This window comes from Paraburkholderia elongata (genome assembly GCF_013177735.1).
Lineage (GTDB): Bacteria > Pseudomonadota > Gammaproteobacteria > Burkholderiales > Burkholderiaceae > Paraburkholderia > Paraburkholderia elongata.
Window position 1 is genome coordinate 14,388 of record NZ_WOEZ01000102.1, and the last position, 26,447, is coordinate 40,834.

Annotated in this window: 23 protein-coding genes and 1 riboswitch; of the genes, 12 read left to right on the forward strand and 11 right to left on the reverse strand. The window is 63.4% G+C overall.

What is annotated here, in order from left to right; all coding sequences use genetic code 11:
• Positions 1–64 precede the first annotated feature (64 nt).
• Positions 65–277, reverse strand: coding sequence for a glycine zipper domain-containing protein (locus GNZ13_RS19820; protein ID WP_236002089.1), 213 nt, complete (start codon positions 275–277; stop codon positions 65–67).
• A gap of 227 nt (positions 278–504) precedes the next feature.
• Positions 505–1,227 (reverse strand): OmpW/AlkL family protein, encoded by a 723-nt coding sequence (locus GNZ13_RS19825; protein ID WP_172167387.1) that lies wholly within the window; start codon positions 1,225–1,227, stop codon positions 505–507.
• 187 nt (positions 1,228–1,414) lie between these two features.
• On the opposite strand from GNZ13_RS19825, the gene GNZ13_RS19830 reads away from it, so the two are divergent.
• From GNZ13_RS19830 to GNZ13_RS19840, 3 genes are all read left to right on the forward strand, one after another.
• Complete coding sequence (locus GNZ13_RS19830; protein ID WP_172167389.1) at positions 1,415–2,122, forward strand: transposase; 708 nt, start codon at positions 1,415–1,417, stop codon at positions 2,120–2,122.
• A 296-nt stretch (positions 2,123–2,418) separates the two neighbouring features.
• The gene (locus tag GNZ13_RS19835; protein ID WP_172167391.1) at positions 2,419–7,122 is read left to right on the forward strand and encodes a glutamate synthase-related protein; all 4,704 of its coding nucleotides are present in this window, start codon (positions 2,419–2,421) and stop codon (positions 7,120–7,122) included.
• 132 nt (positions 7,123–7,254) lie between these two features.
• Complete coding sequence (locus GNZ13_RS19840) at positions 7,255–8,724, forward strand: glutamate synthase subunit beta (protein WP_172167392.1); 1,470 nt, start codon at positions 7,255–7,257, stop codon at positions 8,722–8,724.
• Between the two features lie 400 nt (positions 8,725–9,124).
• Here GNZ13_RS19840 and GNZ13_RS19845 read toward each other — a convergent pair whose 3' ends face one another.
• Together GNZ13_RS19845 and GNZ13_RS19850 are read right to left on the reverse strand one after the other, a co-directional pair.
• The gene (locus GNZ13_RS19845; RefSeq protein WP_172167394.1) at positions 9,125–10,390 is read right to left on the reverse strand and encodes a D-amino acid dehydrogenase; all 1,266 of its coding nucleotides are present in this window, start codon (positions 10,388–10,390) and stop codon (positions 9,125–9,127) included.
• Positions 10,391–10,407: 17 nt separating this feature from the next.
• Positions 10,408–11,667, reverse strand: a complete 1,260-nt coding sequence (locus GNZ13_RS19850) for an MFS transporter (RefSeq protein ID WP_172167396.1) — start codon at positions 11,665–11,667, stop codon at positions 10,408–10,410.
• A gap of 250 nt (positions 11,668–11,917) precedes the next feature.
• Here GNZ13_RS19850 and GNZ13_RS19855 point away from each other — a divergent pair, with 250 nt between their 5' ends.
• Entirely contained in the window at positions 11,918–12,844 is a 927-nt protein-coding gene (locus tag GNZ13_RS19855) for a tyrosine-protein phosphatase (RefSeq protein ID WP_172167398.1), read from the forward strand.
• 228 nt (positions 12,845–13,072) lie between these two features.
• On the opposite strand, the gene GNZ13_RS19860 is transcribed toward GNZ13_RS19855, so the two are convergent.
• Positions 13,073–14,344 carry an ATP-binding protein gene (locus GNZ13_RS19860; RefSeq protein ID WP_172167400.1) on the reverse strand — a complete coding sequence of 424 codons (1,272 nt, stop codon included), beginning with the start codon at positions 14,342–14,344 and terminating at the stop codon, positions 13,073–13,075.
• Positions 14,341–15,081 carry a response regulator gene (locus tag GNZ13_RS19865; RefSeq protein WP_115781190.1) on the reverse strand — a complete coding sequence of 247 codons (741 nt, stop codon included), beginning with the start codon at positions 15,079–15,081 and terminating at the stop codon, positions 14,341–14,343. Before GNZ13_RS19865 ends, GNZ13_RS19860 begins: the two co-directional genes overlap by 4 nt.
• Positions 15,082–15,511: 430 nt before the next feature.
• On the opposite strand from GNZ13_RS19865, the gene GNZ13_RS19870 reads away from it, so the two are divergent.
• The 4 genes from GNZ13_RS19870 (at position 15,512) to GNZ13_RS19885 (ending at position 17,431) form a co-directional block, all read left to right on the forward strand.
• Positions 15,512–15,694, forward strand: coding sequence for a hypothetical protein (locus GNZ13_RS19870; protein WP_172167402.1), 183 nt, complete (start codon positions 15,512–15,514; stop codon positions 15,692–15,694).
• A 45-nt stretch (positions 15,695–15,739) separates the two neighbouring features.
• Positions 15,740–15,907 (forward strand): DUF6726 family protein, encoded by a 168-nt coding sequence (locus GNZ13_RS19875; protein WP_328807258.1) that lies wholly within the window; start codon positions 15,740–15,742, stop codon positions 15,905–15,907.
• Positions 15,908–15,910: 3 nt separating this feature from the next.
• Positions 15,911–16,624, forward strand: a complete 714-nt coding sequence (locus GNZ13_RS19880) for a hypothetical protein (RefSeq protein ID WP_172167404.1) — start codon at positions 15,911–15,913, stop codon at positions 16,622–16,624.
• Between the two features lie 135 nt (positions 16,625–16,759).
• A complete protein-coding gene (locus tag GNZ13_RS19885) occupies positions 16,760–17,431 on the forward strand; it encodes a flagellar basal body L-ring protein FlgH (protein WP_172167406.1) in 672 nt (223 codons plus the stop codon).
• A 78-nt stretch (positions 17,432–17,509) separates the two neighbouring features.
• On the opposite strand, the gene GNZ13_RS19890 is transcribed toward GNZ13_RS19885, so the two are convergent.
• From GNZ13_RS19890 to GNZ13_RS19910, 5 genes are all read right to left on the reverse strand, one after another.
• Positions 17,510–18,250 (reverse strand): response regulator, encoded by a 741-nt coding sequence (locus GNZ13_RS19890; RefSeq protein WP_172167408.1) that lies wholly within the window; start codon positions 18,248–18,250, stop codon positions 17,510–17,512.
• Between the two features lie 91 nt (positions 18,251–18,341).
• Complete coding sequence (locus GNZ13_RS19895) at positions 18,342–18,983, reverse strand: hypothetical protein (protein WP_172167410.1); 642 nt, start codon at positions 18,981–18,983, stop codon at positions 18,342–18,344.
• 107 nt (positions 18,984–19,090) lie between these two features.
• Entirely contained in the window at positions 19,091–19,552 is a 462-nt protein-coding gene (locus GNZ13_RS19900; protein WP_172167412.1) for a hypothetical protein, read from the reverse strand.
• A gap of 180 nt (positions 19,553–19,732) precedes the next feature.
• Complete coding sequence (locus GNZ13_RS19905) at positions 19,733–20,542, reverse strand: SDR family NAD(P)-dependent oxidoreductase (RefSeq protein ID WP_172167491.1); 810 nt, start codon at positions 20,540–20,542, stop codon at positions 19,733–19,735.
• Between the two features lie 23 nt (positions 20,543–20,565).
• Positions 20,566–22,317: an ABC transporter ATP-binding protein/permease gene (locus tag GNZ13_RS19910; protein ID WP_172167414.1), complete on the reverse strand. Its 1,752-nt coding sequence runs from the start codon at positions 22,315–22,317 to the stop codon at positions 20,566–20,568.
• A gap of 336 nt (positions 22,318–22,653) precedes the next feature.
• Positions 22,654–22,777, forward strand: a riboswitch (TPP riboswitch).
• A 229-nt stretch (positions 22,778–23,006) separates the two neighbouring features.
• Between GNZ13_RS19910 and GNZ13_RS19915 the strand changes: the two genes are divergently transcribed.
• The 4 genes from GNZ13_RS19915 to thiE all read left to right on the forward strand — a co-directional run bounded on the left by GNZ13_RS19915 (position 23,007) and on the right by thiE (position 26,378).
• Entirely contained in the window at positions 23,007–24,137 is a 1,131-nt protein-coding gene (locus GNZ13_RS19915) for an FAD-dependent oxidoreductase (RefSeq protein ID WP_172167415.1), read from the forward strand.
• An 88-nt stretch (positions 24,138–24,225) separates the two neighbouring features.
• On the forward strand, positions 24,226–24,423 hold the full coding sequence (gene thiS / locus GNZ13_RS19920; protein WP_028199627.1) for a sulfur carrier protein ThiS: 198 nt from the start codon (positions 24,226–24,228) through the stop codon (positions 24,421–24,423).
• A 39-nt stretch (positions 24,424–24,462) separates the two neighbouring features.
• Positions 24,463–25,278, forward strand: a complete 816-nt coding sequence (locus GNZ13_RS19925) for a thiazole synthase (RefSeq protein ID WP_172167417.1) — start codon at positions 24,463–24,465, stop codon at positions 25,276–25,278.
• Entirely contained in the window at positions 25,275–26,378 is a 1,104-nt protein-coding gene (gene thiE, locus GNZ13_RS19930; protein WP_172167419.1) for a thiamine phosphate synthase, read from the forward strand. The genes GNZ13_RS19925 and thiE overlap by 4 nt, the downstream gene beginning before the upstream one ends.
• Positions 26,379–26,447 lie beyond the last annotated feature (69 nt).

A 26,447-nucleotide genomic window follows, 5' to 3' on the forward strand; every position in this document is an offset into this window, starting at 1 on the left:
ATGCGTCGCCGGTGCGCATGCCCGTCGTGCAATGCCGCCACCGAGGCGGCGACCCGGCTGCCGCTTAACGCAGTCGCGACGCGAACAGCGTGCCCGCCATTAGCGCGACGCCGCTGACGATCGCAATCGTCTGCCATGGATTTTCGCGCACATACTCTTGGGCGTCCGAGATCGTCACTTCGGCACGCTGGCGCATGGCTTCGCGGGTGTCGTTCAGACGGGCGCGCAACTTCGAGCCGCTTGCCCAATTTGCTGCGTCACGCAACTTCAATGCCAAAGGCTGCGCGGTGTTCCAGCAAGATCATCGCACGCGTGCCGACGGTTTCTAGCGGCAGAAATTGCACTTGAAAGGTCGCTCGGTGGTCAAAATTACAATGCATCTGGCATTTACCAAAATAGGTGACAGAGGCATAAAATCAAAAACACCGTCACATGTGTGACGGCGTTTGGCCGAGGTGCGGACTGTTCGCGACGGTTCGATCCATGCAGGCACAGCCTGCCTCCCTAGAAGACGTAACCTATCTTCGCGAAAGTAACGATCGGGTTGAGCCTGATTTTTGCCTCAGACGTCACGGTCAGGTTGCCGACCGGAGTCGCCGCGTTCGAGGTCAGTTTCGCGGTTACGCTGAGGGGTATGTATGAGACGGAGAGCCCTGCGAACCAGTGTTTGGTGAACGCATAGTTGAAACCGAGATTAAACACAGGTGCCCAGGAACGATCCGTAGATACCGAGGTCGGACCATGCAGTACGCCTTGTTCAAACGCAGTGTTGGTGATCTTCGCGTCCGTGAACCAGACGTACGTGACGCCGAGGCCGGCATACGGTCGGAACTTTGCGGTGGCGTCGTTGAAGTAGTATTTGAACAGGAGAGCAGGACTCCATTGCTTCGCGGAGCCGAGCGTACCGAATTGCTCGAAGGAGCCTGTGCCTAGCAGATTGAATTTCGGCGGAATGCCGATTTCGGCTTCCGCGGAGATGTGATCGGTGACAAAGTAGCCTAGGCTTAACCCGAGGGTGTCGGAGCTGTCGATGCCAGCGCCCGTGCCGGGTAGCGAGATGTTGACGGGTGTCCCGCCGACACTTGTTTCCTTCAACGGATCGCTACTGTCTTGGGGGGCGAAATGGAACCACCCTGTCGTAGCGTAAAAACTGCCGGCCGATTGCGCGTGAGCTGCCGTCATGCAGGCGAGCGCCGCGATCCCCGTTATGGCCTGTTTTAATTTCATATGTGCTCCTCCAAAAAAGGCCCGCTCATTATGACCACAACGTTTGAAACAAACCATACGCGGCAGTTAGAGCTTTCTCCCTAAGCGCCGGGCGGTTTCTGGCTAAGCCGCGCCGCGCCGAACCCAGCGCCCATGCGGCTTTTCGGACCTTCGGGTATATACCAACGCGACTATTGGATACTTCAGCATGGCACGGCTTGCACGTCTCTATGTCCCTGACCAGCCGCAGCACGTCATCCTCCGTGGACTCGATCAGCAGCCCGCATTTGTCGACGACCAGGACTACGAGCTTTTCATCGACTGTCTGAAAGCGGCTTCGCGCGACCATCACTTATCCATCCACGCGTATGCGTTGATGCCTGGCGCTGTGCAACTGCTCGTCACGCCGACTGAAGAGTCGAGCCTGCCGAAGGCGATGCAAGCTGTGGGGCGCCGCTACGTGGCGCACTTCAACCGGCGTTACGCGCGCCGTGGCACCTTATGGGAAGGGCGCTACCGCGCCACGGTGATCGAAGGCGAGCGCTACTTCCTGCTCGCGAGCCGGGTCGTCGAGATGTGCCCGGTGCGCGCCGGGCTCGTGAGCGCGCCCGAGGACTACCGCTGGTCGAGCTACCGCCACCACATCGGCCTGACGCTCGACAGCCTGATTACCGATCACCCGTTGTACTGGTCGCTCGGCAACACGCCGTTCGAACGGCAGCGCGCATACCGCGAGTTGTGCGAGCAGCCGCTCGACGAACGCGAAGCCAGTCAGCTTCAGCAGGCCACCCTGAAAGGCTGGGTTTTGGGCAGCGATACCTACCGCGAATGGGCGGCGCGAGCCGCCAACCGGCGCGTTTCGCCGCTGCCGCGCGGGCGGCCGCGCAAGGTGCGCGAAACGCCGCAGACACAATAAGGCGTTTCGCATCAAAGGGTTGTACCCGGAACGGCATCTTCGGATGCCGTTTTCTTTGCACCACTTTTGATATGGCACCAATAAAAACTAACCGCAATGCACCAACTTGATAATTGGGGTTCAATCACCACGTTTTATTTGCTATTCCGTTGATTCGTCGCGTATATTCCGAATTCCGGCGCTTTTTGATGCGCGTAGCTTCCAGCGTACTGAGTCGCCGACGTGGTTGCGGTGCGAACTGCGGCAATAGAAAAACGGTTTAACGGCCTGTCCGGCCCCTCACAGACGGTGTCCCCATGAACGACCACCAGCAACCGACTCACCCGGTTCCCGCCGCGCAAGGTCTGTACGACCCGCAAAACGAACATGACGCCTGCGGCGTCGGCTTTGTTGCTCACATCAAGGGCAAGAAAAGCCACGAGATCATCGAGCAAGGCCTGAAGATTCTCGAGAACCTCGACCACCGGGGCGCCGTCGGCGCCGATCCGCTGATGGGCGATGGCGCGGGCATCCTGATCCAGATCCCGGACGGTTTCTATCGTGAGGAAATGGCCAAGCAAGGCGTCGTGCTGCCGCCGCACGGCGAGTACGGCGTCGGCATGGTGTTCCTGCCGAAGGAACACGCATCGCGTCTCGCCTGCGAACAGGAACTGGAGCGCACGGTGAAGGCCGAAGGCCAGGTCGTGCTAGGCTGGCGCGATGTGCCGGTCGACCACACCATGCCGATTTCGCCCACCGTCAAGGCGAGCGAGCCGCTGATCCGCCAGATCTTCATCGGCCGCGGCAAGGACATCATGGTGACCGACGCGCTCGAGCGGAAGCTGTACGTGATCCGCAAGACCGCGAGCCACCGCATCCAGGCGCTGAAGCTCAAGCACGGCAAGGAATACTTCGTGCCGTCGTGCTCGGCGCGCACGGTCGTCTACAAGGGGCTGCTGCTGGCTGGCCAGGTTGGCGTGTATTACCGCGACCTGCAGGACGAGCGCACGGTGTCGGCGCTGGCGCTGGTGCACCAACGCTTCTCGACCAACACGTTCCCGGCGTGGGAACTGGCTCACCCGTACCGCATGATCGCCCACAACGGTGAAATCAACACGGTGAAGGGCAACGTCAACTGGCTGAACGCCCGTACCGGCGCAATCGCGTCGCACGTGCTCGGCGACGACCTGCCGAAACTGTGGCCGCTGATCTATCCGGGCCAATCCGACACGGCATCGTTCGACAACTGTCTCGAACTGCTGGTGATGGCCGGCTACCCGCTCGTCCACGCCGTAATGATGATGATCCCGGAAGCCTGGGAACAGCACACGCTGATGGACGACAACCGCCGCGCGTTCTACGAATACCACGCCGCGATGATGGAGCCGTGGGACGGCCCCGCCGCGATCGCCTTCACCGACGGCCGTCAGATCGGCGCGACGCTTGACCGTAACGGTCTGCGCCCGGCGCGCTACATCGTCACCGACGACGACCTGGTCATCATGGCGTCGGAAGCGGGCACGTTGCCTATCCCTGAGTCGAAGATCGTCAAGAAGTGGCGTCTGCAGCCGGGCAAGATGTTCCTGATCGACATGGAGCACGGCCGCATCATCGACGACAAGGAACTGAAGGACAACCTCGCGAACGCCAAGCCATACAAGAGCTGGATCGACGCCGTGCGTATCAAGCTCGACGAAATCGAGCCGAAGGCCGAAGACGTCGTGACGGAACGCCGCGAGGCGGCTGCCTTGCTGGATCGCCAGCAGGCGTTCGGCTATACCCAGGAAGATCTCAAGTTCCTGATGGCGCCGATGGCGCAAGCCGGCGAAGAAGCCGTCGGTTCGATGGGCAATGACTCGCCGCTGGCGGTCATGTCCAACAAGAACAAGACGCTCTATCACTACTTCAAGCAGCTGTTCGCGCAAGTCACGAACCCGCCGATCGACCCGATCCGTGAAAACATGGTGATGTCGCTGGTGTCGTTCGTCGGTCCGAAGCCGAACCTGCTGGACACGAACAACATCAACCCGCCGATGCGTCTCGAAGTGTCGCAGCCGGTGCTCGACTTCAAGGACATCGCGAAGATCCGCGCGATCGATCAGTACACGGGCGGCAAGTTCAGTTCTTACGAGCTGAACATCTGCTATCCGGTGGCCTGGGGCAAGGAAGGCATCGAGGCGCGTCTGGCTTCGCTGTGCGCGGAAGCTGTGGATGCGGTCAAGTCCGGCTACAACATGCTGATCGTGTCGGACCGCAAGACCGACCGCGACAACGTCGCGATTCCGGCGCTGCTCGCTACCGCCGCGATCCACACGCACCTCGTGCAGCATGGTCTGCGCACGAGCGCGGGCCTCGTCGTGGAAACCGGCTCGGCGCGTGAAACGCACCACTTCGCGTTGCTCGCGGGCTACGGCGCGGAAGCCGTGCATCCGTACCTCGCGATGGAAACGCTCGGCCAGCTCGCAGCGGGCCTGAAGGGTGACCTGTCGGCGGAAAAGGCCGTCTACAACTTCACCAAGGCAGTCGGAAAGGGCTTGCAGAAGGTCATGTCGAAGATGGGCATTTCGACCTACATGTCGTACACCGGCGCGCAGATTTTCGAAGCCGTGGGCCTGGCTGAAGGCCTGGTGTCGAAGTACTTCAATGGCACCTCATCGAAGGTCGGCGGGATCGGCCTGTTCGACGTCGCGGAAGAAGCGATCCGTTTGCACCGCGACGCGTTCGGCGACAACCCGGTGCTCGCGAACATGCTCGACGCGGGCGGCGAGTACGCGTACCGCGTGCGCGGCGAAGAACACATGTGGACGCCGGATGCGATCGCCAAGCTACAACACTCGGCGCGCAGCAACTCGTACCAGACGTACAAGGAATACGCGCATCTGATCAACGATCAGACCAAGCGCCACATGACGTTCCGCGGCCTGTTCGAATTCAAGCTGGATCCGTCGAAGGCAATTCCGCTCGACGAAGTCGAGCCGGCTAAGGAAATCGTCAAGCGTTTTGCGACCGGCGCCATGTCGCTGGGCTCGATCTCGACTGAAGCCCACGCCACACTGGCTGTTGCGATGAACCGCATCGGCGGCAAGTCGAACACCGGCGAAGGCGGCGAGGACGTGAACCGTTATCGCAACGAACTGCGCGGCATTCCGATCAAGAACGGCGACACCATGAAGTCGGTGATCGGCGACGAAGTGATCGTCGACATTCCGCTGAAGGAAGGCGATTCGCTGCGCTCGAAGATCAAGCAGGTGGCGTCGGGCCGTTTCGGCGTGACGGCGGAATACCTGGCGTCGGCTGATCAGATCCAGATCAAGATGGCGCAAGGCGCGAAGCCGGGCGAAGGCGGTCAGTTGCCGGGCCACAAAGTGTCGGAATACATCGGCAAGCTGCGTTACTCCGTGCCGGGTGTCGGCCTGATCTCGCCGCCGCCGCACCATGACATCTACTCGATCGAAGATCTCGCGCAGCTGATTCACGATCTGAAGAACGCCAACTCGGCAGCGAGTATCTCGGTGAAGCTGGTGTCGGAATCGGGTGTCGGTACGGTGGCAGCCGGTGTCGCCAAGGCGAAGGCCGATCACGTCGTGATCGCCGGCCATGACGGCGGTACGGGTGCATCGCCGCTGTCGTCGGTGAAGCATGCCGGCACGCCGTGGGAGCTGGGTCTGGCGGAAACGCAGCAGACGCTGGTGCTGAACCAGCTGCGCGGCCGTATCCGCGTGCAGGCCGACGGTCAGATGAAGACCGGCCGTGACGTCGTGATCGGCGCGCTGCTCGGCGCGGACGAATTCGGCTTCGCGACGGCGCCGCTCGTCGTCGAAGGCTGCATCATGATGCGCAAGTGCCATCTGAACACCTGCCCGGTCGGCGTCGCGACGCAAGATCCGGTACTGCGTGCGAAGTTCCAGGGCCAGCCGGAACACGTGGTCAATTTCTTCTTCTTCGTTGCGGAAGAAGCGCGCGAACTTATGGCGCAACTGGGTATTCGCAAGTTCGAAGACCTGATCGGCCACGCCGAACTGCTCGACATGAAGAAGGGCGTCGAACACTGGAAGGCGAAGGGCCTCGATTTCTCGCGTGTGTTCTATCAGCCGCAGGTGTCGGCAGACGTGGCACGCAAGCACGTCGACGTGCAGGACCACGGTCTCGAGAAGGCACTGGATCACACGCTGATCGAGAAGTCCAAGGCCGCGATCGAGAAGGGCGAGCACGTCTCGTTCATCCAGCCGGTGCGCAACGTGAACCGTACGGTCGGCGCGATGCTGTCCGGCACGATCGCGAAGAAGTACGGCCACGACGGTCTGCCTGACGACACGATTCACATCCAGTTGAAGGGCACCGCGGGTCAGAGCTTCGGCGCGTTCCTCGCGCGAGGCATCACGCTGGATCTGGTCGGCGACGGTAACGACTACGTCGGCAAAGGCCTGTCGGGTGGCCGCATCATCATCCGTCCCACGAATGATTTCCGCGGCAAGTCGGAAGAAAACATCATCTGCGGCAACACGGTGATGTACGGGGCGATCGAAGGCGAAGCGTTCTTCCGCGGCGTCGCCGGCGAGCGTTTCTGCGTGCGTAACTCCGGCGCGACGGCGGTTGTCGAAGGCACGGGCGACCACGGTTGCGAATACATGACGGGTGGCACGGTGATCGTGCTCGGCGAAACGGGCCGTAACTTCGCGGCCGGTATGTCGGGCGGTATCGCGTACGTGTACGACCCGGACAACACGTTCGCGGGCAAGTGCAACAAGTCGATGGTCGCGCTCGATCCGGTCTTGCAACAGGCCGAACAGGAACGTACGGTCGACAAGGGCTTGTGGCACAGCGCCACGACCGACGAAGCCCTGCTCAAGGGTCTCATCGAACGTCACTTCCAGTTCACGGGTTCGCCGCGTGCAAAGGCGCTGCTCGAAAACTGGGATGCATCGCGCCGTCAGTTCGTGAAGGTGTTCCCGACCGAATACAAGCGCGCGCTGGGCGAAATGGCAGCGAAGAAGGCGAACAAGGAAGTGCTCGCCGCCTGACTTGTCGCATAGCCGCTTCGCTGATCGTCAGCGCAGAAGACGTCACATTTAGCCGTACCCGCCGCCGCTCGATTGTTCGACGCGCGGCGGGTGTAGATCACCTCACCTGATACAGATAGAGAAGAGAACCACATGGGCAAGGCAACCGGTTTTCTCGAGTTCGAGCGCCGCCACGAGGCGTACGAAGCTCCGCTCACGCGTGTGAAGCACTACAAGGAATTCGTCGCGGCACTGACCGACGACGAAGCCAAGATTCAAGGCGCGCGTTGCATGGACTGCGGCATTCCGTTCTGCAACAACGGCTGCCCGGTGAACAACATCATCCCGGACTTCAACGACCTGGTGTTCCATCAGGACTGGAAGAACGCGATCGAAGTGCTGCACTCGACGAACAACTTCCCCGAGTTCACGGGCCGCATCTGCCCGGCGCCGTGCGAAGCGGCGTGCACGCTCGGCATCAACGACGACCCGGTGGGCATCAAGTCGATCGAACACGCGATCATCGACAAAGCGTGGGCCGAAGGTTGGGTCGCGCCGCTGCCGCCGAAGCACAAGACCGGCAAGAAGGTCGCCGTGGTCGGATCCGGCCCCGCCGGTTTGGCCGTCGCGCAGCAACTCGCGCGCGTGGGGCACGATGTCACCGTGTTCGAGAAGAACGATCGCATCGGCGGCCTGCTGCGTTACGGCATTCCTGATTTCAAGCTGGAAAAGTGGCTGATCGACCGCCGCATGCGTCAGATGGAAGCTGAAGGCGTGACGTTCCGCGCCAACGTGTTCATCGGCAAGGCTGATTCGCTGCCGGAGCACATCGGCAACACGTCGAAGGAAACTATCACGCCGGCCGAGCTGAAAGAACAGTTCGACGCGGTCGTGATCGCCGGTGGTTCGGAAACGCCGCGCGATCTGCCGGTGCCGGGCCGCGAGTTGGAAGGCATCCATTACGCAATGGAATTCCTGCCGCAGCAGAACAAGGTCAACGCCGGCGACAAGGTCGCGAACCAGCTGCTTGCGAAGGGCAAGCATGTGGTCGTGATCGGTGGCGGCGACACGGGTTCGGACTGCGTCGGAACGTCGAACCGTCATGGCGCGAAGAGCGTCACGCAATTCGAACTGCTGCCGCAACCGCCGGAAGAAGAGAACAAGCCGCTCGTGTGGCCGTACTGGCCGATCAAGCTGCGCACGTCGTCGTCGCATGACGAAGGCTGCTCGCGTGACTGGGCGGTCGCCACCAAGCGCCTCGAAGGCAAGAACGGCAAGGTCGAGAAGCTGATTGCCGCGCGCGTCGAATGGAAGGACGGCAAGATGCAGGAAGTGCCGAACTCGGAGTTCGAAATGAAGGCCGATCTGGTGCTGCTGGCCATGGGCTTCACGCAACCGGTCTCGCCGGTACTGGAAGCGTTCGGCGTCGACAAGGATGCGCGCGGCAACGTGCGTGCGTCGACCGAAGGCGACAAGGCGTATTACACGTCGGTGGACAAGGTCTTCACCGCGGGCGATATGCGTCGTGGCCAGTCGCTGGTGGTGTGGGCGATTCGTGAAGGCCGTCAGTGCGCACGTGCGGTCGATGCATTCCTGATGGGTCATTCGGAACTGCCGCGCTAATGTCTCTGTCGACCAGAGTTAGCGCTTTAGCTGTCGGCCGGAGTTAGTGCTTCAGCACTTACTCCGGGCCCATGCAAAGCACTTACTCTGGTCCCATGCAACACGGTTGCTGCTGGTTTCCGCCCGATGGCGTAGAAACCAGCTAATACTTGCAGGACGAGGTGGAGACGACAAAGCGGTATATAAGCGGTACCTAAGCAGTACGCCAAAGCGGTAACAAACAAAGCCGGGCACCTGAGAGGGTGACCCGGCTTTTTCATGTCTGCCTCGCGCTAATGGCTCATTGCGCGTTCGCTCAAGGACTACTTCACGGGCTCGCATTGTGCGGCGTGACTGTGCGTTGCCCGCTCGGACGCGAACGTGAGATCGCGGGCTGCACGCGGCGGCTTATCACGCGGCGTTACTTCCGGTAGCGCTCCAGCGTCAGCCCATCGAGATCGATCTCCGGCTTGCGCTGCGTAATCAAATCCGCGACCACCCGGCCCGAACCCATCGACATCGCCCAACCCGTCGAGCCATGTCCGACGTTCAGCCAGAGATTGTCCACGCCGGATGGGCCGAGCAACGGCGCGCCATCGGGCGTCATTGGCCGGCGGCCGACCCAGAAGTGCGCGGAGGTCGGATTGGCAGCGTGCGGAAACCAGTCGCTGAGCACTTTCATCAGCGTCTGCAAGGCCTGCTCGCGCAAGGTTGTCTGGCGATTGCCGAGCTCCGCGGTGCCGGCCACGCGCAGGTTGTTGCCGAAGCGCGTGATCGCCGTTTTCAGCGATTCGTCCATGAGTGCCGCACGCGGGGCTTTTTCTTCGTCGGTGACGGGCAGCGTCGCTGAATAGCCTTTGACCGGATAGAGCGGCACCTTCACGCCGAGCGGCGCGAGCAGCGCAGCACTGTCGACGCCCAGCGCCACCACCACCGCCTCCGCTCGCAACGTTTCACTGCCGCGTTCGCTTTCGATATGCACCGCGCGAACCGTACCGCCTCGTACGTCGAGCGAGCTCACGCGGGTATCGAAGCGAAAGCGCACGCCGTTGCGCTCGCAGATCGCACGCAGTTCGCGGGTGAAGCGGGCGCAATCGCCGGCTTCGTCGTCGGGGAGATAGAGACCCGAGAGCGGCGTCTGACGCGCCCAGCGCAAACCCGGTTCGATCTCGACGCACTGCGCCGCGCTGACCTCACGATGCGCGATGCCGGCATCGCGCAAGACTGCCAACGCCGGCTGCGCGAGTTCGACGTCGTACTCGCTGCGGAACAACTGCAGATACCCAAGGCTGCGGCCATAGTCGAACGGATGACGGCCGCGGAATTCGTGCAGACACTCCCGGCTGTAATAAGCGATGCGTTGCATGCGCTGCTTGTTGACGCGAAAGCGTTCGAGGTCGCATTCGCGCAGCCAGCGCGCGATCCAGCGCCATTGAGCCGGATCGAAGGTGGGACGGAAAATCAGCGGCGAAGCCGGCTTGCACAGATACTTGAGGATCTTCGCCGGCATGCCGGGCGCGGCCCACGGCGTCACATAGCCCGGCGCGATCACGCCGGCGTTGCCGAAACTGGTGGAGAGCGCGACGTCCGGCTCCTGCTCGATCACGGTGACGTCGCAGCCTTGCTGGCGCAGATAAAACGCGGTGGCGACGCCGATCACGCCGCCGCCCAGAACAATCGTTTTCATGTGGTTGTACGGCGATTTCAGGCGGCAGGACGAGCCACGCCGAGCACTTTACCCTTGGTTTCCGGCAGGCACACTGCGGCGACGATCACCAGCAGATAGCCCGAACCGGCGACGATGCCCATCGCCTTAACCAGCGTCATGGTTTGCGACAGTGTACCGACCAGGATCGGAAAGAACGAGCCGAGACCGCGGCCCAGGTTGTAGCAGAAGCCTTGCCCCGAGCCCCGGATCGAATTCGGATAGAGCTCGGACAAATACGCACCGACGCCCGCGAAAATCCCTTGTACGACAATGCCGAGCGGGAAGCCTAGCGCGAGCATCATGCCGTCGGTGATTGGCAGCATCGTGTAGACCATGCCGAGCACGAACGAGCCGATCGCGAATGGCACGAACGACGCGCGCCGACCGATCTTGTCGCACAGAACCGCCCCGACCATATAACCGGTGAACGAGCCGACGATCAGCACGATCAGATAGCCGCTGGTGTTGAAGACCGACAGATGGCGCACGGTTTTCAGATAGGTCGGCAGCCAGGTGGTGATCGCGTAATAGCCGCCGAGCATGCCGGTGCAGAGCACGCTGCCTAGCACTGTCGTTTTGAGGTGAGGAAAGGAGAAAATCTGCAGGAAGTGGGAAGTATCGAAGCCGCCTTCGCGAGCGCGGCGCGTTTCGAGAAAGATTTCAGGGTCGCTCACATTGCGGCGGATGTAGATGATCCACAGCGCGGGCAGCAGGCCGATCCAGAAGCAGGCGCGCCATGCATACTGTTCCGGCAGCAGCGCGAAGAACGCCCAATAGATGATGGCCGCCGCGGCCCAGCCGAACGACCAGCTGCTTTGCACGGTGCCGACGGCTTTCGCACGATGCTGAGGTGAACGGATGGTTTCGGCCATCATGATCGTCACGACCGACCATTCACCGCCGAAGCCGATGCCTTGCAGCGTGCGGGTGGTGAGCAGTTGCCAGAACGAGTGGGTGAAGCCTGACAGGCAGGTGAAGATCGCGAAGGTGGCGATGGTCCACTGGAGGACCCGCACTCGCCCATAGCGGTCGGCGAGGATACCGGCGAGCCAGCCGCCGATCGCCGACGAAATCAGCGAACTGGTCGCGATCATGCCGGCTTCGCTTTTGGTCATGCCCCACGTCGCGATCAGCGTCGGAATGAGGAATGTGTAGATCATGAAGTCGAAGGCGTCGACCGCGTAGCCGCCGAAGCCAGCGTAGAGGGTGCGGCGTTCGCGCTGTGTCAGTTCGGTGAACCATTGGAGAGAGGGCATGTTTTTTTATGGTCTCCAGGCGGTTTTTGCCTTCCGGCGGCTTGATCGTGGGTTTTTGTATTCTAAGGGGATGGGGTGTTGTGCGGCCAGTTGTGGTCAAAAATGGCGACGGGGTAAGAAACTCCATTCCGGTTCCTTACGAACTACTACCGTGTAACCCAAAAATCATTGACCGCCGTTAAACTGCGCCGGTAGCGCTCAAGCTGCGAAAATCCTCCTCACGCCCGCGCTCGCCATCTCGCCACCCTTCATGCCCGCAACCGCACAAACCTGCTCGCCATCTCGCCGCTCCGCGAGTACGTCTTTGCGGGCCTATCAGTCGCGCCGCGCGTTCCTGAAATCCTCGGCAAGCGTGCTGTTGCTCTCCGGTATGAGCAGTTCGCTGCTATCGGCTTGCGGGGGCGGAAATCTGAACACGGATCAGCCGGAAACGCCGCGCATCGCGTCGGTGAACAACTTTCGCGATGTGGCGGGCGCGGCTGCCGGCTATCCCACTGTCGACGGCAAGCAGATGCGCCGCGGCGCCTTCTATCGCTCGAACGCGCTGACTCTCAGCGCTGCCGACGCGGCCGCCGTCGACAAACTCGGCATCGCCTCGGTCTACGATCTGCGCACGCCCGGCGAAATCGCGCGCACTGCGGATATCCTGCCGACCGGCGCGACGTCGCAAGCGCTCGACGTCCTGGGTATCAGCGACTTCGTCGCGCCAACGTTCGATACGGCAGGCGCCGCCGTCGCGTTCATGGAAGGGGAGGCGCGCGCCTATGTCACCGGCGCTGCCCAGCGCGTCGGCTACGGCGAGGTCCTCACGCGACTCGCCAATGGCGCCGGCGCGCAACTGTTTCATTCCAACGCGGGTAAGGATCGTGCCGGCTGGGTTGCGGCACTCCTGCTCAGCATCGCCAACGTGCCGCTCGACGTCATCACGCAGGACTATCTGCTGAGTAACGTTTACCTGGCCCAATCGATCGAGGCACAGACCGCCACGCTGCGTGCGCAGGATGGCGACGCGGTCGCAACGGTCGAGTCGCCCTTGTTCAACGTCCAGGAAAGTTATCTGCAAGCGGGGTTCGATCAGGTGCAGGCGAGCTACGGCACGATGGCGAGCTATCTGACACAAGGCCTTGGCTTGTCTCAAGCAACGATCGACATGTTGCGCGACCGCCTCGTCGTCTGACTCGCGCTCGCCGCGCCTAGTGTTGCGCGGAACACGTCGGCAGGTGCCGACGAAAAAAACAGGCGAAAAAAAGTCCGCCCCAAGTAACTGGGCGGACAGAGAAGGGCGGCATCGAGGTTGCCGGGGGCGACTATAAGGCCACAGCGATCGCGAAACCCCATCCAGTAAGGGCGCGTAAGTGACCATAAGTGCCCATACTCAACGCCGCTCAACCCTTCTCAACCATCCTTACGCTTGCGCCGGCCCAACCGGCAATTCGATCCGTACTTCCAGCCCGCCTTGCGCGTGATTGCGTACATGGCAGCGTCCGCCGCGATGGTGCGCGAGCCGCGCGACGATCGCGAGACCCAGGCCACAATGACCTTCGCCGCCGCGCGCGGCGTCAAGCCGTACGAACGGTTTCATCGCCGCCGCGATGCGGTCATCGGGAATGCCCGGGCCGTGGTCGCGCACGCTGATGACCCAATGCCGGTCATTGCGCGCCGTGGCGATATTCACCGGCGGCGCGCCGTGCTCGAGCGCGTTGTCGACGAGGTTCGTGACCAGCCGGTCGAGCAGGGTGCGCGGCAGCGTGAACGACGAACCGGCGCGCAGATCGAGCGTGAACAGCGGCGTCTCGGTGCTGTCGCTGGCGGAAAACTGTTCCTGCAGGAATTCGTCGACTTCGACCGGTGGCCCCGCGTCGGCGGACTGGCCGGCAAACTCCAGAAACTGCTGGACGATGTTGGTCAGCGAGTCGACGTCGCGGATCAGACCGGCCCGCTCGTTTTCCGCGACCAGCACGCTCGCGCGCAACTTGAGCCGCGTGAGCGGCGCTTTCAGATCGTGCGCGACGCCGGCCAGCATCACCGCCTGGTCGTCGCCGGCCTCGTTCAGGCGCCGCATCATGTCGTTGAAGGAGCCGATCAGATCGCGCAGTTCACGCGGGCCTTGCTCGGTCACGGGTTCCGGCCGGCCGCCTGACCCGAACGCGCGAGCGGCGTCGGCCACGCGCGACAGCGGCCGCTGCATCTGCCAGACCGCGAACAGCGACAGGATCAGCGCGGCCGCCAGCATCGAGATGGATTCGACCAGGAAGCGCGGGCGCGGCGGTACGTCCACCGGCACGACGACCCAGTTCGACTTGCCGGGGAACAGCACCCATAACTGCGGCGGATGCAGGTCGTCGACGGCGATCTGCGTGCCGGGTGGCAGGTTCTCGTGCAAATGCCGGCTCAATTCGACCAGCGGATGAGCGGTGGGCGTGCGCAGATGGACGCTCGACGGCATGTTCCAAGTGGGCACGAGGTGCACACGCATGGCGGGCGCGAGCGCGGCGCCCTTCATCGGCTCGCCGTTGATGGCCTGCAGCACCAGCAGGATGCCGCGCGCGAAGCCGTCGATTTCGTGGCGCGGCGGCTGCATCACCACCAGCACGAACCATCCGGCCTGAATCGCGAACAACACCGCTGTCGATAGCAACGCCATTCTGCCGAACAGCGTGTTCAGCGGGTTTCTCATGCGCTTGAGGCAGCCTCGTCGGCGAACGGTGTGCCGTCGGCGTCGGGCACGAACACGTAGCCTTTGCCGCGCACCGTCTGCACGTAGCAGGGATTGGACGGGTCGTCTTCGATCACGCGGCGCAGGCGCCAGATCGGTACGTCGAGGCTGCGGTCGCGGAAGGCGAGATTGTCGCGATGCACGAGATCGTGAATCAGCACGCGCGACAGCACCTTGTACGGATTGTTGACGAAGATCTTTAGCAGCGCGAACTCACTGTCGCGCAGCGGCAGCTTCGAGTCGTCGCGTGACAGCGAGCGGGTGGCGAAGTCGAGTTCGAACGGGCCGAAGCGATAAGGCTTGCGGGCTTCCGGGGCACTCGTGGTGGACGGCCCACGGCGGCGTAGCACTGTATGGATGCGCGCGAGCAGCTCGCGTGGGTCGAACGGCTTGGTCAGATAGTCGTCCGCGCCGAGCGAAAGCCCGACGATACGGTCGGCCACCGTACCGCGCGCCGTCACGAAGATCACCGGAATGTCGTCGCCGGCGGCGCGCAAGGCGGTGAGCGCGCGCAAGCCGTCGGTGTTCGGCATCATGATGTCGAGCACGACGACCGACGGCCGTTCACGTTCGAGCCGGCGCTGCAGATGGGTGCCGTCGTGCAGCACCGAGGCGTCGAAGCCGTTCGTCTGCAGAAACTTGCAAAGCAGATCGCGTACGACCGGATCGTCGTCGACGATAAGGACCTGTGGATTCATGGCGAAATTCTAGACTGGCGCGCGTGACACGCGACCGACTGTTTTCTTACCAATGCTTACGTAAACTCGCACAGTCTTTACCGATTTAGGTGTCAGGCCCGTCACCAAAGGCTCACGGCCTATTTCAGCGTTGCATATTCGGCAATACGCCGGCAACGCGTTGGCAACGTGCAGCGCGGCGCGGCAGTCATTTTGCGTCGCTTAAATTCCTCCGATGAAAGAATTTGCGCGCAATTGCTACTGCTGGCAATGGGACGCAACGGGTCGTAAGAACCGCCGGAAAGCGCGCTTTCCTTCGTGCATCGCCACCGCGTGCGCGGCGAGATGATTCGTCTTGCAGTACGTCGCGCCGCATGTCGAAAACAGCCTAACGCCTTGGGCCCACGACAGGCGGCGTGAAATCGAAACCTAACGCCACGCGAGGCTCATCATGACCGTTCACAGCAATCTCAGTTCAACCCGCTTTTCTTCGCTCGCGCCCATGCCGGCGGCGGAAAAGCCCGCAACTTCAAACAACTCGCCGGCTGCGCCGCGGGCACGGGAGTCCGCTAACGAGGCGCTCCCGTCGCTGCCGTCGGGGCTGATCGGCCATCACGTCAACACGACTGCCTGACGCACCGAGGCCCGTGTGTCGACCCCAAGCATTCCTGACCGCTTCATCCGTGTCACTGCGTGGTTGACGCTCGGCGCGGCGCTGCTGCCACTCGGCGGCTGCGCCGTCGCCGCGCTGCCGTGCCGGCTGACGTCGGCCACGCTGAAAATCATCCCGGTCGTCGGCCATGCCGCGGCCACGCCGTTCGACATGTGTTCATCCGCCATCGACTGAATCATGACGCTCAAACTGATTGCCTGCGCGCTGGCGCTGCTAGGCGGCGTGTTCTCGATGGCTGCCGAGGCGCAGCCGGTCGCGCGCGAAGCGAATGCGGCCAGCACCGCGTCGAAGGGCACTTCAACTGAGGCACGCCGGCGTTCGCAGGACACGCCGTTCGCTTTTCGCGGCATAGCGCTCGGCACCACGCTCGACGAATTCCGCGACGGCTCGACCGTGCGCGCTACGCCGGTCGGCAGTGTGCCCGTCTGCGAGACGGACGTGCAGGCGGGCGCGCTCGGCATGCGGTTGAAATCGCACGAGAGTTTGACGGTTGCGTGCCGCTGGGCGCATCGCACGGACGATGGCTGGGCGGTGTCGCAAGCGGTCGTGGACGGTGTGCCGGCACAGGAGCATGTGCTGCGCTTTGCGCGTGTCGACGGCCAGAACGCACTGCGTCTGTACGAGATTTCTTTTGTGATCGACGAGATCACCGCCGAGGACTTGCGTGAAGCGCTCGCGGACCGTTATGGCACGCCGCGTCTGGTGACGCAAAGCGTGTCGTTGCCGGGCGCAATGCCGGTCTACGTGTGGGACAACGCGGTGAGTTCGATCACGTTGTGCTTTCTGCCTGGGACTCGCAACGGCACGCTCACCTATCTGCTGAAGGGCTCGGACGCGTGGGTGAAATCGGTCGTGCGGCAATGGCAGGCGAGCGGTGCCGAGGCGGGTTGATGTGCCGCCTCATCCATTGCGCTGTTTGCGGGCTCATGCGTGGCTTCGATGATTGCATCGTTGAGCAACGCGCCGGCACCGCGACTGCACAGTCCGTTTTTTATGTGGCCGATCCGGCCAAGGCAAGGAGCATGCATGACTGCGCTACGTCTCACTGTCGCGCTAGGCGCGGCGGCCTGTCTCGCGGCTTGCGCGAGCAGCCAGCAGCCGTCAATCGTCGAAACACCCATGTCGCCACCACTCGCGTCGGCGCCGCTGAACGTCAATACGCAGGGGGCGATCTATCAGGCCGGCTCGCCCTTGCTGCTCTACGAAACGCCGCGTGCCCAGCATATCGGCGACGTGCTGACGATCCGATTGTCGGAGTCATACAGCGGCAACAATAGCGCGACCGCTGCCGCGACCCGTTCGAGCAGCATCACCGCGACCGCCGCCGATCAGTCGACCAACGCCGCTGCGCGGCTCGCGAGGCTGTTCAATATCGGCTTGGCCAGTACGGACTACAAAGGGCAGGGCAGTCTCACCGATATCAGCGGCATGACCGGCACGCTGGCCGTGACCGTGATCGGCACGATGTCGACCGGCAATCTGGTGGTGTCGGGCGAGAAGGTGATCGCGATGAGCGGCAACCGCGACCGCCTGCGCCTGTCGGGCATCGTCAATCCAAAGGACATCGAAGCAGGCAATTATGTGGCGTCGAGCAAGGTCGCGAATGCGCGCATCGAGCAGGCCGGCGTGGGGATGGTGTCCGACGCCACCACGATGGGCTGGCTGCAGAGAATGTTTCTGAGCGTGCTGACGTTTTAACGTCGATGCGCGATAGGCGCGCGGTGCACGCCAGGTGCGCATGAGGTGCACGACCCGCCGCGTACGTTCTCTTAAGCACTAGGCAAGCGGCGTCGCGTCGCGTTCCGCTGCGCCGATTTCGCCGTCCGGAACGAACACGTAGCCGCGTCCCCAGACGGTTTGCACATAGCGAGGCTCGGACGGGTCCACTTCGATCAGCCGACGCAAACGCCAGATCGATACGTCAAGGCTGCGATTGCGATGCGCCTCGCTATTGCCGTGCAGTTTCTCCAGCAACTGCGCGCGAGTGAGTACGGTCATCGCGTGCGTGACAAACACCTTGAGCATCGCGAATTCGCTCGAACGCAGCGGGATGCGCTCGCCATCGTGACGCAATTCGCGTGCCGGAAAATTGACCTCGAAACGACCGAAGCGATAGGGCGCGCGTTGCTCCGGCGCGCTCGGCGCAATCGTGCCGCGGCGGCGCAGGACCGTGCGAATCCGCGCGACCAGCTCGCTCGGTTCGAAGGGCTTGCCGAGATAGTCGTCGGCGCCGAGTTCGAGGCCGATCACACGGTCGATCGGATCGGCGCGCGCGGTCAGCAGGATCACGGGGATATCGTCGCCGGCGACGCGCAATGCGCGCAGCGCGCTGATACCGTCGAGCTCCGGCATCATGATGTCGAGCACCACCAGCGCGGGACGTTCGTCCTGCAAAGTGCGCTGCAGCGCCAAACCGTGTTCGAGCGTGGACACCTTGAAGCCACGCCCTAGCAGATATTCGCTGACGAGCTCGCGTACGACGGGGTCGTCGTCGACGACCAGAATGGATTGGTTCATCAGGTCATCTTAGTGATCCGCGCGAGCAGCGCAAAGCGCGCAAGGCTTTCGAATCCTTTCTCGTGTAAGAGAAAGCAAGCAGGTTGGGCGCCTAGTTTGCCAGCGACGTCTGGATGGTCTGCATCGGCTGCCGGGCCAAGTCGGTTTGATCGACCACCATCTTGGCGATCAAACCATTGAGCTTGGTCGATGCCGTAGAAAAGCGGTCGGTGTTGAGACCGCCGGTCTGATAACGCGCGGTGACGAGAATGCGCCCATGCTGGATCAGTGTCAGATCGATGATCGACAGATACTGGATCGATTCGTCGCTGAACGAGCGGCGGCCGTAATCGATCGCGGCGTTGTAGACGAGACGCGCCTCGCATCCGGCGGGCGAGGTGCCCGGATTGTAGACATCCGAACGAATACCGCGTCGCTCGAGCGCAAGTTGCAGCGCCGGCACGAAATCGCCGACCGACACCGTTTGATTCACTTCAATGCAGACGTTATGCACGTCCGCCGGCCGGCCGTTGACGAAGGTCGGCGACGAGTAGTTCGCCGCGATCGCGTAGCCTGCCTGAATCACGGAGCCGGTGGCGTCGGCCGCTGAGATCAGTGTCCACGCGCAGCCGTTCAGACCTAACGCGAGGGTGGCCGAGGCGGCGAGCCAGGCGCCGGGCCGCCGCAACATGACCCACGCAGCCAAAGAGGCTCGCGTGAAAGCGTAAGCGCGCAAGCTCGGCATAGAGGTCATGATGCGGTGCCTGGTGGCGGAGAAGAAGTGCGGCGTAAAAACGGGTCGCAACGGGTCGCAACGGGTCGCAGCGGATCGCGGTGGATGGTGGCAAGCAGGGCTCACGCTCAGCGCGTGACGCGCAGGCGTAATTCGTTTTGCCCTTGCACGCTTGCCGTGACGTTCACGCGCCGGTCATCGGTGGTCACGATGAAATGCTGACGCGTCGGCGTGTTGACGTCGTGCACGACATTCGGGAAGCAGGCGGCGATATCGGCGCCGAATTCTTCGAGCGGATCGTTGACGACGCCGTCAGCTTGCCAGTGCGCGCGCCAGTGGCAATCGTAGGCATGCGTATTGGCGCGGCAGTCGTCCGCGGCCGACACACCCGGCAGTTGCGCGGCGGGTTGCGCGTGCAATTGCTTGAAGTCGGGTGCGTCGACGATGTGTTTGAGCGCTGGGCATACATCTGCCGGTTCGTTGGGCTGAGCGGCAAGCGCCGCGTGCGCGGTGCTCGCGAGCAGCAGGGCTGCGCCAAGAGCAAGCGCTGCGCGCTGGGTCAAAAGATGGGAGCGGCGATCGAATGACATGTGCGGAGAGTCCAGTAGCAGTGAGGGGCGTGTGGACCGGACGTGGTACGGTCCACACGACTATCGTCGCTGCTACAGGGGCTTTTCAAAGCGGAGAACAGCTTGCCCGCTTCGCAAATGCTTTCGAACTGTTCTCGCGTGTTTCCGGATGTTGCGGCGCGTGGGCCGGCGGCGTGCTGCCTAGCCGAGCGTGAGGCCGCCGTCGATATGGATCACCTGCCCGGTGATGTGACGCGCTTCGTCGGAGAGCAGGAACGCGATCAGCGCGGCGATATCCGCGGGCTCGGCGACGTGACCGAGCGGCGTCGCTTCGGCGGCGCGGGTCCACACCGATGCGTTATCGGCACTTGGACCGCGATCTTTACGGGTGTAGCCGGGCGCCACGCAATTGACCGTCACGCCATGCGCCGCCAGTTCGGCGGCAGCGGTTTTAGCCAGCGATTCGAGTGCCGCTTTCGCGGCCGCCGTAGCGGCGAACGGTGCATCCGCGCGATAGCGATGCGCGACGAACGAACTGAGCGCAACCACGCGGCCTCGCTCCGAGATTGCCAAAGCGGGCGTCGCACGCTTGACGAGCGCGGCGAACGCGGCCGGCATGGCGGCGAAGGCGGCGCTTAACGCATCCGCGTCGAGTGCGTTGAGCGTTTGCCGTTGCGCGTGGCCGGCGTTCGCGACCAGTTGATCCAGCGCGCCGAAGCTCGCGAGCGTTTGATGAATCACGTGTTCGGCAGCGCCGCGTTCGGCCAGATCGCCGAACACCGTCGCGCAGCGCGCGCCGTTCGCGCTGCAATCGGCGGCGACTTGTGCAAGACGCTGGCGCGCTTCGTCATCGGCGCCACGTGCGTGCAGCATCAACGCGGTGCGCGGCGCGGCGATGCGCCGGGCCAGTGCGGCGCCGATGCCGGAGCCCGCGCCGGTGATCAGGACGACGCGATCGAGCTGGGCGCCGATCACGCCAAGCGTGCTGCTCGCGTCATCCGTGCTGCTCATGTCGCCTACGGTGTTCATGCTGTTCACGCGGCAATCGGTTCGCCCGAGCGCTCGACGTCGAGCGTTTCGCCATGGAACGCCGCCAGCGATTCGCGGTGCGCGACGCTGACAATCGCCGCCTTCGGCAGCCGCTCGGTGAACAGGTGATAGAGACGTGATTCGTTTTCCGCATCGAGCGCGCTGGTCGCTTCGTCGAGGAACAGGTAGTCCGGCTTGTGTAGCAGCACGCGGGCGCCGGCGAGACGCTGTTGTTCGCCCGGCGAGAGAATGCGCGTCCAGTGTCCCGATTCCTGCAGGCGGTCGGCGTACTCCGACAGGTGGCAGTGGACGAGCGCTTCGCGGCATTCTTCGTCGGTGTAGGTGTCCGCAGAGGACGGATAGGTGAGCGCGGCTTTCAGCGTGCCGATCGGCATGTAGCTGACCTGCGGGATGAACATCATGCGCGCGTTGACCGGTGCGTCGATCGAGCCGTCGCCGAACGGCCACAAGCCGGCGAGCGCGCGCATCAGCGTGCTCTTGCCTGAGCCGGACGGACCACGCACCAGCCAGCGTGAGCCCGGCGTGATCGCGATATCGCGGATGCGCGACAGCGGGTTGCCATTCGGCAGCGCAAGCTGGAGGCCGTCGGTGGTGAGCTTGTCTTCGTCGACGAAATGCAGGTTGATGCCGCCATGCGCAGTGGCGGGCGACACCGATTCCTTCAGACGCGGCGCATGCACGACGCGGCTGAATTCACGCAACCGGTTCACGGTAGCGCGCCACTCGACCAGGGTGCCGTAACTGTTGATGAACCACGAAAACGAATCGCTGACGGTGCCGAACGCACTCGAAATCTGCATCAGCACGCCGAACGTGAACGCGCCCGCGAAGTAACGGGGCGCTGCCACCACCAGCGGAAAGATGATCGCGATCTGACCATAGAAGCTCAGCACGAAGGTGAGCCGCTTGGTGTACTTCATCACCTGCCACCAGTTGTCGCGAATGCGGCCGAACAGCGAGTGTGTGTTCTTCTTCTCAGTCTCCATGCCGTCGTAGAACGCGATCTGCTCGGCGTTTTCACGCAAACGGATCAGGCCGAAACGGAAATCCGCCTCGACTTTCTGCGCCTGGTAATTGATCGACACCAGCGGATGGCCAACCTTCTGGATGATCAGCGAGCCGACCACCGCGTACAGCGCCGCGGCCCACACCATGTAGCCCGGAATCTGCACCGGCATGCCGCCGAGCGAAACGGTCAGCGCACCGGCCAGCGACCACAGGATCGTGATGAAGGAGACCAGCGTGACAACCGTGGACAGCAGATCGAGCGTTAGCGAGAGCGTGGTGGTGGCGAATGATTGCAGGTCGTCGCTGATCCGCTGGTCGGGGTTGTCGGCGAGCCGGTCGCGTTCGATCCGGTAGAAGGCGCTGTCGTGCAGCCACTCGTTGAGATAACGCGTAGTCAGCCACTGGCGCCAGCGGAAGCCGAGCATCTGGCGCAGATAGCGGCCGTACACGGCAAGGATGATGAAGCCGAACGCGAGCCCCGAGAACACCATTAGAAGGTGCGGAAAGTCGTGTACGTTCTTGGTCTGCAGCGCGTTGTAGAAGTCGGCGCTCCAGCGGTTCAGGCGCACGTTGATCCATACGACGAGCAGATTCATCACGATGATCGCGATGAGCAGCCCCCACGCCGTTTTTCGTTCTTCGGAAACCCAGTAAGGTTTGATCAGACTCCAGGCGGAGACTTTTTCGTCCGGCGGCAGCGCGGGGCTGGAAGCGGTATTCGATGTCATGAGCATCCTGATGAAGTGCTGGCCCGTGTCGGGCTGGCCTCGGTCGGGCCGGTCCCACGGCGGGTTTGCGGTGCGTGCCCCGGGCGTCTTGCTCGACGAACGCACGTCCGGGTGAGCGTCCGATTCTGGCGCGAAGCCCTTAAGTGGAAATTAATTTCCGCGCGGGCGGCCAGGCGTGCTGCCCGCGTGCGGCTTCTGCGGCATCCGGTTTTGGCATTGTGCCAGAGCGCAGCCCCCGCCCGTATTGATGAATTGAAAGACGGTGCCGGATCAACTGAGCGCGACTGTGCGTCCCGCTGGTTTGCGGGCGCCGCGTCTTTTATGGTCTAATGACCTTCGACGAAACAGGGGTGCTTTGCCCACAGGCTGCGTGATTTTCATGTGGCGGCGGCGAGGCTGAGAGAGACCCTTTGCACCCGATCCGGGTAATACCGGCGCGGGAAGTTTCAGGAAGCAGCCAATCTTCCATTCCCCGCCGGGCGGCGTCCGTCATTGGATGCGCTTAATGCCCGGCCGGCCTCACCCGCCGGTTTCGTCCTGGGTACGTGCGTTTTTGGGCCGTACGGAAAGGACTCGATGACCGCCTATTCTTCATACAAGTGTTTTGCTCGTCGCCACGCTCTCGTCGGTTGTGTCGGCGCGCCGTGCTGCATTAGCCTTGCTTGCCGTTGCGACTCGGAGTGGGCGCGATGAATCGTTCTACTCAACCCGATTTCGCAGTACTCGGCGGTGGGCTGTGCGGGCGCATGGTCGCGTGGCGTCTCGCTGGTGAAGGCCATCGCGTGGCGCTCTATGAGCGCGGCGATGCCGCTGGCTCGCAAGCTGCAGCCTGGGTCGCCGCCGCTATGCTGGCGCCGCTGGCCGAAGCCGCCAGTGCTGAACTGCTGATCACCCGTCTCGGTGCGAGTTCGCTCGACACCTGGCCGCAAGTGCTGGCCGAATTGCCGGAACCAGTGTTCTTCCAGCGCAATGGCACGCTCGTTGTATGGCATCACGCCGACCGGACTGAAGCGCCGTTGTTCGAACGTCGTGTGCGCTCTAATGCGCCGGCTGAATTGCTCGACGGCGGCTTCGTGACGCTGGCCGGCGCCCAGCTCGGCACGGCCGAGCCCGCGTTGGCGGGTCGCTTCAATCAGGGGTGGCTGCTGCCGCGCGAAGGCCAACTGGATAACCGTCAGGTGCTGGCCGCGCTCGCTGCGGGCCTTGCCCAGCGCGGTGTCGACACGCACTGGAACACGCCGGTCGACGATCATGCGCTGCCGCCCGCGCGCATCACAATCGACTGCCGGGGTTTGGGCGCGAAGCCCGTGCTGCCGACGCTGCGTGGCATCCGCGGCGAAGTCGCACGCGTGCATGCGCCCGGTATCAAGCTGACGCGGCCGGTGCGCCTGCTGCATCCGCGCTACCCGCTCTATATCGCGCCGAAGCAGGACGATCTCTACGTGATCGGCGCCACCGAAGTGGAAGGCGAGGACATGTCGCCGGTCAGCGTGCGCTCGGCGCTCGAACTGCTGAGCGCCGCGTTTTCCGTGCATCCCGGCTTCGGCGAGGCACGCATCCTCGAACTGAATTCGCAGTGCCGCCCGACTTTGCCGGACCACCGTCCGGCCTTGCTGTGGGATGGCGCGCAGACGCTGCGCGTGAACGGCCTGTACCGGCACGGCTACATGATCGTGCCCGAAGTCGCCGACGAAGCCGTGCGCTTCGCCGCGGCGCTGCTCGACGGCCGCATCGGCGACGCCGATGCCTTCGCCGACTGGCAAAGTGCTGCACGCTGGAGCGAGTTGTTTCAACTGGATTCCACGCGGGAACCGGCATGAGCGTTGCGCGCCTGCTGGTGAAATAACCGCAGGCAAACAAGCGCGCGCCGTGCCGCTACCGCTATCGATTGAACTGTATTCGAACACCATGGACATTCATATCAATCAGAAGCCGTTGTCGCTGCCCGAAGGCGCGACTGTCGCCGATGCGCTCGCCGCGTTCGGCGCGCGTCCGCCGTTCGCGGTCGCACTGAACGGCGATTTCGTCGCACGCACCCAGCATGCGGCGCGCGCGCTGCAGCCGGGCGACAAGCTCGATGTCGTGCAACCCGTGGCCGGCGGTTAAGCCCCGCGCCACGCATTGCCGGAGACCAGGACTATGCAAATGACTGCCCCCCAAACCGCCGACGCACTCACGCTCTACGGCCAAACCTTCGCGAGCCGCGTGCTGCTCGGCACCTCGCGCTATCCGTCGCTGCAATCGCTGTCCGATTCGATCGACGCAGCACGGCCTGGCATGGTGACCGTTGCGCTGCGCCGGCAGATGAACGAAGGCGGCGCCGAAGCCGGTTTCTTCGACCTGCTCAAGCGCCACGGCGTACCGCTGTTGCCCAATACCGCTGGCTGCCTGACCGTCGGCGAGGCGGTGGCGACCGCGCACATGGCGCGCGAAATCTTCGAAACGGACTGGATCAAGCTCGAACTGATCGGCGACGACTACACACTGCAGCCCGATCCGGTCGGCCTGATCGAAGCGGCTGCACAGTTGATCAAGGACGGCTTCAAGGTCCTGCCGTATTGCACCGAAGATCTGGTGATCGGCCGCCGTCTGCTCGATGCGGGCTGCGAGGCGCTGATGCCGTGGGGCGCGCCGATCGGCACCGGCAAGGGCGTCATCAATCCGTACGGTCTGCGCGTGTTGCGTGAACGCCTGCCGGATGTGCCGCTGATCGTCGACGCCGGCCTCGGCGTGCCGTCGCACGCGGCGCAAGTGATGGAGTGGGGCTTCGACGGCGTGCTGCTGAACACCGCCGTTTCGCAGGCGACCCATCCCGACGCAATGGCGCGCGCCTTTGCGCTGGGCGTTGAAGCGGGCCGCCAGGCTTTTCTGGCGGGGCCGATGGCCGAGCGTGAAAGCGCGCACGCGAGCACGCCGGTGGTCGGCATGCCGTTCTGGCATCAAGACGGGAGCGCCGCATGACGCAAACTTTGCCTTTAACTGGCCGCGACCTCTTCTGGCCGCCCGCCGATGAACTCACCGAAGCGGCCGAGCGGATTCGCGCCCGGCTGGGCGAGTGGCCGCCGACGCATGCGCCGTGGCGCATCTGCCTGACCGCGCCGGACGAGCCGAACGGCGGTGACCTGATCGTCGTCGCCGACGCGCAGCCGCATGGCGAGCAGGTGGCGCGCTGGCTGGTGCAGGGCGCCGGTGTGATCGTCGCCGCGGAAAATACGGCGGTGCTCCATCTGGGCGGCGAGAAATACCAGATGGAAGGTCATCTGGCGGAAGACTGGATTCCCGCGCTGGCTGCGTTCCTAGACTGCGGTTTCGACCCGCATGACGCGCTGGTGCTGGCTCTGGCGTGGCGCGACGGCGACGAAACCAAAGCCGACGACGCATTTCCGGCGGATATCGCGCGCTTCCCGCGCCTCGCTGGCCTGCCGGCCGCGCCGGCGCAAGCGTTCGCGCGTTGTCCCGACCGGCTGGGTCTTTACCCGGTGCTGCCGACCGCGGAGTGGGTCGAACGGGTGGTGGGCTTCGGCGTGAAAACGGTCCAGTTGCGCCGCAAATCGGCCGAACCCGCTGATGAGCTGAAGCGCGAAATCGCCCGCTGTGTCGCTGCGGGCCGCGCGCGCGATGCCCAGGTTTTCATCAACGATCACTGGCAAGCCGCGCTGGAAGCGGGCGCCTACGGCGTTCACCTCGGCCAGGAAGACCTGCACACGGCCGATCTGGCGGCGCTCGCCACAGCCGGCATTCGGCTCGGTCTATCGACGCACGGTTTCTACGAGATTCTGAAGGCACTGCACTTCCGGCCCAGCTACATTGCGTTGGGGGCAGTGTTCCCGACCACCACCAAGGTCATGCCGACCGCGCCGCAGGGCCTCAAGCGTTTGGCACGGTATGTCCGCCTGCTCGATGGCGTCGTGCCGCTGGTGGCGATCGGCGGGATCGATCTGCAGGTGCTGCCGGACGTGCTGGCGACGGGCGTGGGCTGCGCGGCCGTCGTGCGCGCCGTGACCGAGGCTGCCGACCCGGCTGCCGCGGTTTCTGCGTTGCAACATGCGTTTACGCAATAATCGTCAAGTTCAGTAAAGGGACAGGGCACCTCACGGCAGCTTTTGCATGATGGCCCTATAATTCGGCCT